The sequence below is a fragment of the Streptomyces sp. NPDC001220 genome (assembly GCF_053597895.1).
In genome coordinates, this window is sequence record NZ_JBSFJE010000004.1 from 1 (window position 1) to 14,917 (window position 14,917).

The 14,917-nt window shown below is 73.9% G+C and carries 10 protein-coding genes; 3 read left to right on the top strand and 7 right to left on the bottom strand.

The features are described 5' to 3' along the window. The 3 genes from ACWDGI_RS10680 to ACWDGI_RS10690 all read right to left on the bottom strand — a co-directional run. Positions 1-3,806, bottom strand: a 3,806-nt coding sequence (locus ACWDGI_RS10680; protein WP_450757504.1) for an amino acid adenylation domain-containing protein, incomplete at its 3' end; no start/stop codon positions are given. A 265-nt stretch (positions 3,807-4,071) separates the two neighbouring features. Then, positions 4,072-5,373 carry an MFS transporter gene (locus tag ACWDGI_RS10685; protein ID WP_450757506.1) on the bottom strand — a complete coding sequence of 434 codons (1,302 nt, stop codon included), beginning with the start codon at positions 5,371-5,373 and terminating at the stop codon, positions 4,072-4,074. Positions 5,374-6,033: 660 nt separating this feature from the next. After that, the gene (locus ACWDGI_RS10690; protein WP_450757508.1) at positions 6,034-6,429 is read right to left on the bottom strand and encodes a nuclear transport factor 2 family protein; all 396 of its coding nucleotides are present in this window, start codon (positions 6,427-6,429) and stop codon (positions 6,034-6,036) included. 53 nt (positions 6,430-6,482) lie between these two features. Between ACWDGI_RS10690 and ACWDGI_RS10695 the strand changes: the two genes are divergently transcribed. Next, positions 6,483-7,061 (top strand): PadR family transcriptional regulator, encoded by a 579-nt coding sequence (locus ACWDGI_RS10695; RefSeq protein WP_450757510.1) that lies wholly within the window; start codon positions 6,483-6,485, stop codon positions 7,059-7,061. 51 nt (positions 7,062-7,112) lie between these two features. Here the strand turns inward: ACWDGI_RS10695 and ACWDGI_RS10700 are convergent, their stop codons facing one another. The 4 genes from ACWDGI_RS10700 to ACWDGI_RS10715 all read right to left on the bottom strand — a co-directional run bounded on the left by ACWDGI_RS10700 (position 7,113) and on the right by ACWDGI_RS10715 (position 12,819). Further along, on the bottom strand, positions 7,113-8,261 hold the full coding sequence (locus ACWDGI_RS10700) for a C40 family peptidase (RefSeq protein WP_450757512.1): 1,149 nt from the start codon (positions 8,259-8,261) through the stop codon (positions 7,113-7,115). A 105-nt stretch (positions 8,262-8,366) separates the two neighbouring features. Beyond that, positions 8,367-8,849 (bottom strand): RNA polymerase sigma factor, encoded by a 483-nt coding sequence (locus ACWDGI_RS10705; protein WP_450758453.1) that lies wholly within the window; start codon positions 8,847-8,849, stop codon positions 8,367-8,369. A gap of 177 nt (positions 8,850-9,026) precedes the next feature. Continuing rightward, positions 9,027-9,692 carry a M15 family metallopeptidase gene (locus ACWDGI_RS10710; RefSeq protein ID WP_450757514.1) on the bottom strand — a complete coding sequence of 222 codons (666 nt, stop codon included), beginning with the start codon at positions 9,690-9,692 and terminating at the stop codon, positions 9,027-9,029. An 85-nt stretch (positions 9,693-9,777) separates the two neighbouring features. Next, entirely contained in the window at positions 9,778-12,819 is a 3,042-nt protein-coding gene (locus ACWDGI_RS10715; protein WP_450757516.1) for an AfsR/SARP family transcriptional regulator, read from the bottom strand. A 395-nt stretch (positions 12,820-13,214) separates the two neighbouring features. Between ACWDGI_RS10715 and ACWDGI_RS10720 the strand changes: the two genes are divergently transcribed. Together ACWDGI_RS10720 and ACWDGI_RS10725 are read left to right on the top strand one after the other, a co-directional pair. Beyond that, complete coding sequence (locus ACWDGI_RS10720; RefSeq protein ID WP_450757518.1) at positions 13,215-14,150, top strand: hypothetical protein; 936 nt, start codon at positions 13,215-13,217, stop codon at positions 14,148-14,150. Between the two features lie 196 nt (positions 14,151-14,346). Next, the gene (locus ACWDGI_RS10725; protein ID WP_450757520.1) at positions 14,347-14,808 is read left to right on the top strand and encodes a hypothetical protein; all 462 of its coding nucleotides are present in this window, start codon (positions 14,347-14,349) and stop codon (positions 14,806-14,808) included. Positions 14,809-14,917 lie beyond the last annotated feature (109 nt).

Genomic DNA, 14,917 nt, shown 5'->3' on the forward strand with positions numbered 1-14,917 from the left:
GCGATGAGGGGCCAGAGGATTTCGACGGCGGAGTCGTCGAAGCTGAGGACGGTTTTGTGCAGGACGGTGTCGCCGGGGTGGAGGGGGTACTGGGTCTGCATCCATTGGATGCGGTTGGTCCAGCCGGTGTGGGTGGAGGCGACGCCCTTGGGGGTGCCGGTGGAGCCGGAGGTGTAGTACACCGACACCAGGTGATCCCCGGTGACACCGTTGTCCGGAGCCGTGGGCGCGGACTCGGTCAGCGTTCCCGGACCGCAGTCCAGGACCGCGAGCGTGCCGCCCGCGAGTGACTCGGCCCGCTGTCCGTCCACACAGATCAGGGGCGCCCCCGCGTCCGCGAGGAGGGTCACGACACGGCCCACCGGAAGGTCGGGGTCCAGCGGCAGGAACGCACCGCCCGCCTTCATGATCGCCAGAAGCGTCACGACCATCTCGGCGGACCGGTCCATCCAGAGGCCGACCGGTGTGTCCGCCGTAACCCCCGCCGCCCGCAGCCGCCCGGCCAGGTGGTTCGCGCGCCCCGTCAACTCGGCGTAGGACAGGGTGCCTTCGGAGTCGGTGACGGCCGGCGCGTGCGGGGTGCCCGCGGCCACGGCGTCCACCAGATCGGTCAGCAGCCCGCCGGAGAAGTCGACGCGCTCGCCCAGCCCGCCGCCGAGCGCCGGGCGCTCGCGGTCCGCCGCGTCCCCGGACACCAGCCCGATCCGGTCCATCGGCCGGTCCGGCTCGGCGACCGCCGACCGCAGCAGGGTGATGTACTGGTCCACCATCCGCCGCATCGTCGCCTCGTCGAACAGCGACGAGGCGTACTCCCAGATCAGCGTGATCCGGTCGCGGTCCGGGTGGTCCGCGCGCCCGGCGCGCTGCTGGGCCCGCGGCACCACCACGATGTTCATGTCCATCTTGGACGAGCCGTTGTGACGCTCCAGGACGGTGCCCCGCACACCCCCGAACTCCAGGTCCGGCACGATGGCGTTGTGGAAGCTGAACATCACCTGGAACAGCGGGTTGATGGACGGCACCCGGGGCGGCGCCACGGCCTCCACCAGCCGGTCCAGCGGTACGTCCTGCCAGTCCGAGGTCTCCACCAGCACCTGGTTCACCCGCTGCCGCAGCCCGTCGAAGCCCGGGGAACCCGAGGTGTCCAGCCGCAGCGGCAGGGTGTTCACCACCATGCCCAGCATCCGCTCGGTCTCCGCGAGCCGGCGGTTGGCGGCACCCGTGCCCACCACCAGGTCGCGCTGCCCCGAGTAGCGGCTCAGCAGGGCGGCGAAGCCCGACAGCATGGAGGCGAACAGCGTCACTCCCGAGCGCTCGCTGGACTCCCTGAGCGCACGGCTCAGTTCGGCCGGCAGCTCCACTCGCAGGGCCGCGCCCTCGAAGGAGGGGACCCGCGGTCGCGGCCGGTCCGTCGGCAGGTCCAGGACCAGCGGGGCGTCCTTCAGGTGCCCCTTCCAGTAGTCCAGATGACGGTCCAGCACCTCGTCGCGCATCCAGGCGCGCTGCCAGGCGGCGAAGTCGGCGTACTGGATGGGCGGTTCGGGCAGCGGGGAGGGCCGGCCCGCCGCCAGCTCCGGGTAGATCGCCCGGATCTCGTCGAGCAGCACGCCGAACGACCAGCCGTCGTGCACGAAGTGGTGCTCCACCTGGACCAGGGTGTGGTCGTCGGGCGCGTGCCGGATCAGCAGCCAGCGGGCCAGCGGCGGATCCGTCAGCTCGAAGGGCCGGCGGATCGTGTCCCTGACGACCTCCTCGGTACGGCGCTCCAGGTCCTCCTCCGGCACGTCCTCGAGGTCGACGACGGGCAGCCGTACCGCCATCGGCGGGCGGACCTCCTGCACCGGGACGCCGTCGACCGTCGAGAACGCCGTGCGGAAGATCTCGTGCCGGCGGACCACCTCGGTGATCGTGTCGCGCAGCGCGGACGCGTCCAGCGGGCCCCGCAGCCGGATGGTGGCCTGCGCGTTGTAGGCGAGGTTGCCGGGGGAGAGCTGCTCCAGGAACCAGATCCGCTCCTGCGGGAACGACAGCGGCAGCGGACGGTCCCGGGGGACCCGCACCACCGGCGGCAGCGGCGGCGCGCTGCGGCCCAGCCGGTCCAGCTCGGCGGCCATCCGGGCCACCGTGCGCTCCTCGTAGATGCTCGATATCGGCAGCTCGGTCCCGAACTCCGAACGCACCCGCGCCGCGAGGCGGCCCGCGAGCAGTGAGTGCCCGCCCAGCAGGAAGAAGTCGTCGTCGACGCCGACACCGTCGATGCCGAGGAACTCGGCGGCGATCTCCGCCAGCCGGCGCTCGGTCTCGGTCGCGGCCTGCGCCCCGCCCTCGCCCAGACCCAGCGACGCGCGGTCCAGGGCGGGCAGCGCGGCCCGGTCGAGCTTGCCGTTCGGCAGCAGCGGCAGCCGGTCGATCACCGCGATCGACGGCACCATGAAGTGCGGCAGCCGTTCCGCTGCGAACCCGCGCAGCTCCAGGGGCCCGGCCGACGGCGCCACGACATAGCCGACCAGCCGGTCCTCGTCGCCGACCCGGCCCACCACGACGGCGACGTCCTGGACGGCGGGGTGCTCGCGCAGCACCGCGGCGATCTCGTCCGGCTCGATGCGGAAGCCGTTCAGCTTGACCTGCTGGTCGATGCGGCCGAGGAAGTCCAGCTCCCCGTCCGGCGTCATCCGCACCAGGTCCCCGGTGCGGTAGGCCCGCTCGCCCGGGGCGTCCGGGTCGGGCACGAAACGGTCGGTGGTCAGCGCCGGGCGCCCGATGTACCCGAGGGCCACTCCCTCGCCGCCGACGACCAGTTCACCCGGCTCACCGGGCGGCACCGGACGCAGCGACTCGTCCAGGACGTAGAGGCGGACGCCGTCGATGGCCCGGCCGATGACCGGCTTGCCGCCGCCCGGCTCGGTCCGGGACACCGAGGCCCACACGGTGGTCTCGGTCGGGCCGTACGCGTTGAACATGGCACGGCCCGGCGCCCACCGGTCGACGAGCTGCTGGGGCAGCGCCTCCCCGGCGCAGACGATCGTCTCCAGGTACGGCAGCTCCTGCTCCGGCACCATGGCGAGCACGCTCGGGGGCAGCGTGATGTGGGTGATCCGGGTGTCGGCCAGGAAGTCGCCGAGCCCCGGACCGTACAGGACGTCCCGGCGCGGCGGCAGCACCAGCGTGGCGCCCGAGCACAGCGCCATGGTCAGCTCGAACACGGACGCGTCGAAGCTGGGCGAGGCGAACTGGAGGACCCGGTGGCCCGGGTGCACCGTGAAGGCGGTCTGCTGGGCGTCGGCCAGGTTGGCGAGTCCGCGCTGGGTGAGCGTCACGCCCTTGGGGCGGCCGGTGGACCCCGAGGTGTAGATGACGTACGCCGGGGACTCCGGGCGCAGCCGGGGCAGCGGGACGGGCTCGGCGGCCGGGGTGTCGTCCGCGGGGTCCGCCAGGGGCACGCCCAGACCGCGCAGCCACTCGGGGGCGGCCGCGTCGGCGACGACCAGTGCGGCGCCCGAGTCACGGATCATGTACGACAGCCGGTCGGCCGGGTACGAGGGGTCCAGCGGCAGCCAGGCGGCACCGGCGCGGGCGACGGCCAGGACGGAGGCCACGAGGTCGAGGGACGGCTCCAGGAACACGCCGGCCGTCGCCCCGGGACCCACACCGAGGGTCCGCAGCCGGGCGGCCAGTTCGGCGGCGCGGGCGTCGAGTTCGGCGTACGTCAGGTGCCGGTCGCCGAGTTCTGCCGCGGGCCGGTCGGGGGTCGCGGCGACTTGCCGGAGGAACTTGTCGAGGAAGTGTCCGGAATCTGCTGGTGTCACGGAAGTCTCCATGAGGGCTTTGACGGACGGGCGGTGGCCGGACGGCGGGGCGGCGCCCGCGCCCGGCCCGGGGGCCGGCCGCGGGCGCCGCCCCGCCGTCCCGGTCGCCTTGGTTCGGCGGATGCGGGCAGACGCGGGCGGACATCCGGGGGGTGTGTGCGACGGCGATCATCGATCGGTGAAACCACGCTAGGCGCGCCGCGACGCCCGAAACGGCACTGTCACAGGCACTCTGAGCGGCACTTCCCCATGCCGGTTGTGCCGCTCACGCCTCCTGGCCGGCCGGAGGAGGGGTCCTGCGGGACAGCGGCGAGGGCAGGATCCACAGACCGGCGGTGAGCGCGCCGGCCGCGGCGATCCACAACGTGGTCCGCAGCCCGAGCGGACCGGCGACGGCCCCGGCGATCAGCGCGGCGAGCGGCCGCATCCCGAGGTTCACCCCCTGGTAGGCGCCGAACACACTCGACCGCATGGCGTCCGGGACCAGCGAGGTCAGCAGGGTGGCCGCGGTGATGTCGATCCAGATGACGCCCAGGGCCGAGCCGAACTGGGCGCCGACGAGCATGACCAGGACCGCCGGCCCGGACCCGTGTGCCGCCGGGATCAGCAGCAGCGGCGCCGGTGTCGTCAGGCACCCGAGCAGGAACGTCCGGCCCACCCCGAGGCGCCGGGTCAGCGGGGTCGCGCACACGGCCCCCACCACGGCGCCGACGGCCCCCGCGCCCAGCACCGTGCCGAGCAGCCCCGCGCCGAGGCCCAGGGTCGTGGTGGCGTACAGGACGAAGAGGGTCGTCGTCACGAAGCAGAAGAAGTTGACCGTCGCCGTGGCGGCCAGCGCCGCCCGGATGGCCGGGGACCGGAGGATGAACCGACCGGCCGCCCGCAGCCGGACGCGGTCCTCGGACGGTGGTGCCTCCTCGGGTGCGATACGGGCCAGGAGGACCGCCGACACGAGGTACGACAGCGCGTCCACCAGCAGGGCGAACGGCGCCGAGAACAACTGCACCAGGAAGCCGCCCGCACTGGGCCCGACGACCTTCGCCATGGCCCGGCTGCCGCTGCCGAGCGCGTTGCCCGCCACGTAACCGCCCGGCGGCACCAGCGCCTTGAACAGCGGCGGGTTGCACACCTCGAAGAGCACCGAGAGCAGCCCGACGCCGAACGCCACCGTGAACAGACCGGTGAAGGTCAGCGTGGAGAGGGCATGGACGACCGGGAGGCTGACGAGCAGGGCGAAGCGGCCCAGGTCGGCGGCGATCATGACGCGGCGGCGGTGCCGGCGGCGGTCCGCCCACAGCCCGGCGTACGGTCCGAACAGCAGGTGCGGCAGCCAGACCGCGGCGGCGAGATAGCCCATCTGGGCCGCGCCGGCGTGCACGACGGTGACGGCGATGAGGGGGATGGCGAGTGCGGACACCTGGTCCCCGAGGTACGACACCGTCTGCGCCGTCCAGTAGCGGCGGAACGCGGTGTCGTACAGCAGGCCGGGGATCCAGGACAGGGCGCGGGAGCGCGCCGGTGGCCGGGTCGTGGGGGCGGCGGTGTCGTCAGGGGCTGTTGTGCGCACGGAAGCGGGCCTTCCTGAGGTCGTCGGGCATGACGTGCGGCGGGATGCCCGTGGACGCACGGCACGCCGACGACCGGAGGGACCGGCCGGCGCGTGCCGGCGGCGGTCCGCTCCACGGCGTGGCACGCGGCCACGACCGTTCGATGACCCTGATCGCCCGGGAGCCGGGGCCGGACCGCTCCGCACGGGAACGCGGCGCGACGACGCCACCGGAGGTGATCCACTCCCTCGGCCGGCGCGTGACTCCACCCGGCCGCGCGGAGCGCGCGACCCGGCCGGTGTGTGGTGTGGACCGCCCGTCCCACCTGTCGCACCCGACCGGTCGAACCCTCACGATAGCGCGGGCACACCGCCGCCCGCTGCCCCGCAACGGGCCATCGCCCGGCCGGGGTTCGCGCCGGCCCCGCGCCGACCGGTGGTCGGCCCGGGCCGGCTCCGACCGGCGCGCCGGTGCCGCAGCCGGTGCCGGGGACGCCCGCACCGGCACCCGGGGTCCGGCGGCCCGGTCCGGCACCGCAGGGAAGATCAGCTGCCGAGACCCGGGCGAGCCCCGGAGACGGTTCGACGGTCGTCACGGCCCTGGTCCGGTGCGCGCTGCCCGGCTCCCACCAGGCCCTCGATCGGGCGACGGCGGAAGCCGGGACGGTGCTCAGGCCCGGGTCACCGCGCCGCGGCGGCCTCCTCGGCGATCGCCTCGAACCGGGCGTTCATGGCCTCGGCCAGTGCGTGGGCGGCGGAGAGCGGGCGCACCATCACCGTGAGGTCGTCGATCCTCCCGTTCTCGTCGACGTGCAGGAAGTCGCAGCCCTGGAGTTCCTTGCCGGCCACCGTCGCCGTGAAGACGAGGGCGTGGTCCCGGCCGTCGGGGCTCGCCATCTCCCGCACGTAGGTGAAGTCCTCGAAGACCTGGGACACCGCGCGCAGGATCGCCGCGGTGATCGCCTTGCCGGCGTACGGCTTGAAGGCGACCGGGCTGGTGAAGACGACGTCGTCGGCCAGCAGGGCGGCCACGGCGTCCAGGTCGTCGTTCTCGACGGCCTTGCGGAAGGGATGCATGGGTCCACCTCACCTAGTCAATAAATTGAGTAGGTGCATGCTAGCGTGCACCCATGGCTCTGCGGAACGCGCTGATGGCCGCCCTCTTGGAGGGCGAGGCCTCCGGGTACGACCTCGCGAAGGGGTTCGACGCGACGGTCGCCAACTTCTGGACGGCCACGCCCCAGCAGCTCTACCGGGAACTGGACCGCATGGAGGCCGAGGAACTGGTCACCGCACGCGTCGTCGAACAGGAACGCCGGCCCAACAAGCGGCTGTTCTCGTTGACGGCGGCGGGCCGCGAGGCGGTGCGCGCGTACACCGCCGAGCCTCCGGCCCGGCCCGCGGTGGTCCGCGACGAACTGCTGGTCAAGGTGCAGTGCGCGGACGCCGGCGACATCGCGGCGGTCCGTGCCGCCGTCGCCGAGCGAATGGACTGGGCCACCGCCAAACTGGCCCGCTACGAACGGATCCGGCGGCGCCTGCTCGCCGGGCGCTCGGAGGAGGCCTACTTCGCGGAGGCCGAGCGCATCGGCCCGTACCTCACCCTGCTGCGCGGGATGTCCTTCGAGCGGGAGAACCTGCGCTGGGGCGAGCTGGCGTTGCGCAGACTCGAGGAGCGGGCGGCCGTTCATGCTCAACAAAGTGATTAGGGACACGGACGGGGCGCCCGACGAGTCGGGCGCCCCGCGGCCGGGCTCGGATCAGCAGGTGGCAACCCCCGGCAGCCACGCCGGGCCCTTGATGTAGATGTTCGTCATCCACGCGCCGTTGGTCAGCTTGGACCAGGCGTCGTTGGTGTAGCCCTCGGCCGTGACCGTCTGGGCGTGGGACTGGCAGACCACGTTGACCGTGGTGGGCTGCGGGAAGTAGTCGACGACGCCGGCGTTCACATTGGGCTCGCTGTGCGTGCGCACGCCCGTGCCCCAGGTCTGGAACGCCGTGCTGCCCCCGCCGGGCGGCGGCGGGGTGTCACCGCCGCAGTCCGGGATGCCGGGCAGTTCGGCCGGGCCCTTGATGTAGATGTTGGTCAGCCAGGAGCCGTCGGCCAGCTTGGACCAGATGTCGTTGGTGTAGCCCTCGGCGGTCACCGTCTCCGCATGCTCCTGGCACTGGACCGAGACCTGGGTCGGCCCGGCGAAGGTGTCCACGACGGAGGCACGCACGCTCGGCGTGGAGTGTGTGCGCACTCCGGTGCCCCAGGTCTCGAACGTCGTCCCGCCGTTGGCCGGCGGTGGCACCGGCGTGCCCGACGGGTTGATGCGGATCGCGCCGGCGTAGTCGCCGCCCGTGCGCACCGGCGCGACCCGGATGTGGGTGCCGGACTCGTACGCCTCGACCATCTGCCCGGCGCCCAGGTACATGGCGACGTGGTGGATGTGCCCGCTGCCCCAGAACATCAGGTCACCGGGGACCAGGGGAGCGGTGCCCTGGGAGGCCGAGAAGCGGGCCGTGGCCTGCGAGCTGTGGTACTGGTCGTCGGCGGTGCCGTTGAGCAGGTCGCGGCCGGTCGCCCGGTAGTAGGCGTACCGCATCAGGCCCGAACAGTCGAAGCCCTTGCGCTCGTTGTCGTGCAGGCTGTCGGGGTCGGAGCCGTCGTAGTAGCCGTACGTGGCCCCGGGGGTGGCGCCGTGCCCGCCGCCCCAGCTGTACCAGACACCGATCTGCGAGCAGGCCGCGCCGACCGCGGCCTGCGCGGTGGCCGAGGCGCCGGAGGCCAGCACCCCGCAGGTCGCGTCCTGGGCGGCGCGCGGGGCGGCCGCGTGTGCGGTGGCGGGGAGGAAGGCGATCAGTGCGATCGCGGCCGCGGCGGCGGTCGCCCGGCCCGGCGTGGTGAGTTCGGAGAGTCTCAAGGTGTACATCCTTAGTCGACGTGGAGCCGTGTACGGAGGTGTACGGGGGTCCGGTGACCTGCCGGGTGCCGCGTCCCACCCCCGTCGGGACGCGGCACCCGGTGCTCAACCGGCGAGCGCGGCGCGCATCTTGGCCAGCGCCCGCATCCGGTTGCGCTGGACGGTGCCACGATGGGCGCCGAGCCGTTCCCCGGCCGTGTCGTGGGTGAGACCCTCCAGATCGACGAGGATCACCGCGGCCGCCTCCTTCGGCGAGAGCACGCTCAGCAGTGCGAGGGCGGTGGCCGAGGCCTCGTACGAGGCGAGCCCGCCGTCCCAGCCCGCCTCGGGCAGCCGGTCGGTGGTGCGCTCACGGCGGGAGGGGTGCAGCCAGGAGTCGCGCAACAGGTTCAGCGCGACCGTGCAGGTGTAGGCGTAAGGATGCTGCTGGTGCGTCAGGTTCCGGGCACGGGCCCGCCGGGACAGCCGCAGATACGTCTCCTGCAACAGGTCGTCGGCGTCGTGCGGATTGCCGGTCAGAGCCAGCAGCCGTCTGCGCAGTCTGGGCATGTCGGCGGTGAAGGAGGCGTCGAAGTCCCCTGGAGTCATGGGCACTTGACCCCCCTCGTGCGCTCCCCGCGCGGGTTCGCGCGGGCTGGGTACGGCTTTGCGCGGGGCCTGCGTACATGTGCCGCCGTGGCCTTCCATGGTCGTCCCCCGTCGTTCGTGTGCTTCGTGTGTCCGTGGTCTACGTGGTGCGTGCGAGGAGAAGGTTCGGTCCGCTGGTCAGACGGCCCGGACGGAGGTGGCGGCGGGGCCGTAGCGGGCGGCCGGCGCGCCGCTCAGCAGGGCCCAGTACCGGTCGCCGTAGGACCAGTGCCACCACTCCGTGGGGTAGTTGACGAAGCCGGCCGTGCCCAGTGCCCGTGCCATCAGCGTCCGGTTGGCACGCGCCTCGGCGCCGATGTTCGCGGCCCCGGTACGGCAGGCGCCCGCGCTCTCCTCCGGGGTGGCGTTGACCACCGTGCCCAGCGGCAGCTCGGCGCCGTCCGCGGTGCACAGGGTCAGGTCCACCGCCCCGCCGCTGACATGGGGAGCCACCTCCGGCGGGGAGATGTAGGCGCTGGCCAGCTCGCGGATCCGGTCCGGCGGGGCGTCGGGATGGGCCGCACGCAGCGTCGCCGCGTACTGCTCGAAGTAGCGGAGCTGCAGATCGGGCGGCCGGTAACCCTCCACCACCAGGAACCTGATCCCGGCGGGCAGCAGTGACTGCGCGTCCAGGAGCCGGCCGAGCGCCCCGGAGCGCAGGTGCGCGTAACTTCCGTCCGTGTCGGCCTGGCGGGAGTCGATCAGCAGGCCGGGAGTCCCGCGCAGATCGACCAGCGGTTCGCCGCAGTCCTGCTCGACGACCGCCGCGACCCGGGAGTCGGAGAGCGTGATGATGTCCGTCACGCAGACAACAGTGCCCGGTGGCCCTGCAATTGCCCTGCAGGTTCCCTGCAAGCGTGTCACCAGGGCTTCTACAGCCCCGATCCGGTCACGACGGCTCGTCGTCCCCGCGCTCCCGGGCCTCCCGTCCCCCCACCGACCGGAACACCGCCAGCGCCTCGGCCCGGGCCGCCCGCGCGGTCTCCGGGTCGCCGTCCGCCGCCCACACCTCGGCCAGGTCCCAGACCGTCCGCGCCCGCCACAGCGACAGCCCCAGCTCCGCCCAGAGGGCCGCCGCGTGCTCCAGCGGCTCCCGGGCGCCGTCGGTGTCCCCGGCCGCCAGCCGCACCTCCCCGAGCGTGCGCAGCACCAGAGCCTCGCCGAACCGGTCCTGCCGCTCCCGGGCCACCGCCAGGCAGCGCACCAGCCGCCGCCGCGCCTCCTCCGTACGGCCGGTGCGCAACTCCACCTTGGCCAGGGACTGTTCGGTGTACATCGCGCCGAAGGTGTCGTGCAGGTCCGTGAAGATCCGCAGAGCGTCGTGCAGCAGCCGTTCGGCCTCCGGGTACCGGCCCTCGGCCCGGTCGCACAGCGCCAGTGAGCGCAGGGTGAGCCCCTCGCCGTGCAGGTCCGCGGCGGCCCGGTAGAGGCCGAGGGCGCGGGTCAGCGCCTCCCGGGCCGGGGCGCCGCGGCCCTGCTCGCGGTGCACGTACCCGATGCCGTACAGCACACGTGCCCGGGTACCCTCGTCGCCGTGGTCGCCGCTCCGCTCCAGCGCGCTCTCCAGCAGGTCCAGCGCCTCGGCGTAACGGGCCTGTTCGCGGCGGACGGTGCCCATCCCGGCCAGTGCCACCGCCGAACCCTCGGCCGAGCGTTCCTCGAACAGCCGCAGCGCGTCCGCGAAGTAGGCGTACGACTCCTCGAACCGGTCCTGCTCATAACGGAGTTGGCCGAGTCCGGCCAGCAGCCAGGCCTCGCCCTCGACGTCTCCGCCGCGGCGCACCGCCGCCATCGCCGCGGTGTGCGAGCGGGACCACGCGTCGAACTGGTTGTACAGCGCCGCCGAACTCGCTATCAGCGCCCCGGCGAGATCCCGGGCGGCGCGCGCCATGCCGTGGTCGGCGCAGTGCGTCACGGCGGCCAGCAGCCCGGCCTGCTCGGCGGCGAACCAGGCCGCGGGCCGGGCGAGCAGCGCCTCCTCGGTCTCCGGGTCGAGCGGGCGTACGGCGGCCGGCTCCGGGAAATGCCGTACCGCACCACCGGGACCGCGGGCGGCCGCCTTGCGGGCCAGGTCCAGCCAGCAGCCGACCAGGCGCCGCACCGCGCCGGCGCGCTCCTCGGCGCTCTCCTCGGAGAGACAGCGCTCGCGGGCGTGTTCGCGCGCGAGGTCATGGATGCGGTAGCGGGCCAGGCCGGTGCCGTCCACGCCGATCACATCGATGAAGTGGCAGTCCACCAGCCGCTCGACGGCCTCCTCGGCCTCCTCGGTCCCGATGCCGAGCAGCGGCGCGGCGATCCAGGCCGCGAAGTCCGGCAGGTCCAGCAGGGCCAGGCGGCGCAGAGCCCGGCGCTCCTGCGGCGCGAGGTCGGCGTAGCCGAGTTCCAGGCTGGTGCGCAACTCCAGGTCCCCGGCGCTGAGTTCGCTGAGCCGGCGCTGTTCGTCGCGCAGCCGTCCGGCGAGCCGGGCGGGCGCCCAGTGCGGGCGGGCGGCCAGCCGGGCCCCGGCGATGCGCACCGCGAGCGGCAGCCGTCCGCACAGGGCGACGATCTCGGCGGCCCGCTCCGGCTCCGCCCCCGTCCGTCTCTCGCCGGCCACCCGGCGGAACAGGTCGAGGGCCTCGGCCTCGTCCGGGACGGCGAGGTCCAGATGGGCGGCGCCCTCCAGGGCCACCAGCCGGCGGCGGCTGGTGATCAGCACCGCGGAGCCGGGGCCGGGCGGCAGCAGTGGCCGGACGTCCGCCTCACCGGCCGCGTTGTCCAGGACGATCAGTACCCGCCGGTGCCCGATGTGGGTGCGGTACAGGCCGGTGAGCTCCTCGACGCCGGAGGACACCGTGTCCGGGTCCACCCCCATCGCGCGCAGCAGCCGGGCGAGGGCGTCGGCGGGCTCCAGCGGGGTGGTGTCGGCGGCCCTCAGGTCCACGAACAGGCGGCCGTCGGGGAAGAGTTCGGCGGTGCGGTGGCCGACGTGCACGGCTAGGGCGGTCTTGCCCATGCCGGAGCGCCCGGAGATCACCCCGATCGGGGGCGCGGTCCGGCCGGGGTCGCCGACGCTCCGCAGCAGCTCGGTGGCCCATTCGACCTGTTCGCCGCGGCCGACGAAGTCGGCGATGTCGGGCGGGAGATGGGAGGGCGCCGGTTCTGCACTCCGGGGGGCGGGCACCGTGCGGGCCGGTGCTCCGGTACCCAACACGGCCGTGTCGCCGGTCAGTACGGCCTGGTGGACGGCGCGCAGCTGCGGGCCCGGGTCGATGCCCAGCTCGTCGCGGAGGACCGTACGGCCCTCCTGGAAGACGCGCAGCGCGTCGGAGACCCGGCCGGTGCGGAACAGGGCGGTCATCAGCTGGCCGCGCGGCCGCTCGCGCAGCGGGTGCGCGGCCACATGGGCGAGCAGCGGCGCGATCGCGCCGTCCGCGCGGCCCAGTTCCAGCGCCAGCCCGAAGGACTCCTCCTGGGCCACCAGCCGTAGCTCCCCGAGCCGGGCCGCCTCGATCCGGGCGAACGACTGGCCGAGGCCTTCCAGCGCATCCCGGCCCCGCCACAGCCCCAGCGCCTCGGCCAGCGCCTCGGCGGCCTCCTCCGGCCGCCCCGCGGTCCGCCCGGCGGCCAGGAGCTCCTCGAAACGGCGGGCGTCGACCCGGTCGGCGGCGAGGTCGGTGACATAGCCCGGGGGCCGGGTGCGGATCATCTCGGCGCTGCCGACCCGGGACAGTGCCCGGCGCACCGCGGAGACATGGGTGGCGACCAGGGCGCCCGCGGTGGCCGGCGCCTCCTCGTCCCAGACGAAGTCCACCAGGCGCTCGGTGGAGATCACCTCGCCCAGGTGCACGACGAGTGCGGCGAGGACGGCCAGGGGTCTGGAACCGCCGAGCGGGGCCCGCCGGCCCCCTTCCCAGACCTCCACCGGGCCGAGCAGACGTACTTCGAACATCGGTCCCCGATCGCTCCTGGCGGATGCCGACAACGATATCGGCGGGCGCCGTCCGAGCAGGGCGAAGACCGGGCCGTCGTGACCGGATCCGTGCTGTCCGATCGGTGGTACGGAACCCTCCGCGACGCCCGGTACGCCGAACGGGGGCGGGGCCGACCAGGCCCGGGGGAGAGGGCTCCCTACCGGCGCGGTTGGCTGGTTTCTGTGGGTGGCCACAGCGGTCCCTGTGCGTCAGACGGTTGGCGGGCGGCCCTCGTATGACCGCGCTCCCGGATCGGCCACGAAATCCGTCGCGCCGGAAATTCCTCGCGGTCGCATGTCATACGAACGCCCCGTCGGCACCGTCAACGGCCCGAAAGCACCGAGCCGTTCGCCGCAGCCCAGGGAGTTGCCCGATGAAGCGCCCCGCCCTCCGTCGCAAGGTCGCGTACCTGAGCGCCGTCGCCACCGTGGCCGTGCTCGCCCTCACCGGCTGCTCCCAGGAGTCCGGCGGCGGCCCGGCACCGGTCGGCGCGGCCGAGGCGCGCGAGCTGACCTACGCCGAGGACCTCCGGGTCTCGGACGCCGAACAACGCCTGATCACCCAGTGCATGGCCCGGCACGGCTTCCGCTACTGGTCCGACGGCTCCCTGTCCCTGGCGGAGAGCCGGCCGCTCGGCTACGTCCAGGACGACGTCCGGTGGGCCCGGACCTACGGCTACGGCAGCCGGATCGCCGCCAAGGAGGACCGCGCCCGGCTGCACAACCCCAACATCGCCTACCGCAAGGGACTTTCGACCGACCGCAGGGCCGCCTACGACACCGCGCTGGACGGCGGACGGAAGACGGAGCTGCTGCGTACCGCGGTCCCCGGCGGCGGCTCGGTCAGCAAGCAGTCCGGCGGCTGCGACGCGGCGGCCGAGCACACGCTGTACGGCGACGCGGCCACCTGGTTCCGGCTGGACACCACCGCGAGCAACCTGCGCCCGCTGTACGTCGGCAAGTTGCTGCACGACCGGCGGTTCACCGCCGCCGTGCGGGACTGGGCGAGCTGCATGAAGCGGGCCGGCCACCCCTACCCGGACCCGGACGCGGCCCGGCAGGCCACCCGGGAGCACCCCGCCGTCCGGAGCCGGGCCGAGGAGGCCCGGGGCTTCGCCGCCGAGACCCGGATCGCGGTCGCCGACGCCACCTGCGCCCGCGAGGTCTCCCTCAAGTCCGTCGGCCAGGACCGGGAGGCCCACTACCTGGCCCAGCTGAACGGGAAGTACGGCGCCCAGCTGGACGCCTACCGGCAGCTGCGGCTGCAGGCGCTGGCACGCGCCGAGCGGCTCGTGCCCGCCCGCACCTGACCAGGCGGACGGGGCCGTTCCCCGCCCGCGCCTGACCCGGCAGACAGGCCGTTCCCCGCCCGCGCCTGACCCGGCACACGCGGCCGGCCCCCACCCCCGCCCGACACCGCCGGGCGACCCACGAACTCCGCGGCACCCCGCCGCGGCCCTCACCCACACCCACCGCCTCCGACGACGAGGCAGAACGGAATCCGTCATGCGCAAACTGACCCTCGCCATCGCCACCCTGGGCCTCGCGGCCCTCGGGCTCGCCGTGCCGGCGAACGCCCACGCGGTCTCCGGCTGCAACGCGAAGTGGCCGGGCCGGGACGGCAACGTGCGGGCCTGGCGAGACTGGGACTGCCAGGGCGAGCTGCTCGGTGTGACCCCGGGCAACGACCCCGACTGGGGCGACGCGGCCGGTCCCTTCCAGGGCAGCGACGTCAACGCCGCCTCCTCCGTGATGAACAGCGGCTTCGTTGGCGGCAAGGACGTCGTCGCCTTCTACTACCTGACCAACTACCCGTCCTCCGCGTACGGCTGCCTCAAGCCGGGCGAGCTGTACGTGGACAACCTCACCCGCGACACCTTCACCAACGGCGCGAACATGAACGACAACATCATGTCCCACGTGTGGGTGGCGTCCAGCGCCTGCGCCCCGGGCTCCTTCATCAGTTGAGGCGGCACGCCGGCCACGGCCGTCCCGGGCCGTGGCCGGTCCCGCCTCCTTACCGACTACCCACCTCCCGTACCGCCGAGATTCACATCCGCGCCACCGGACCCTTCCC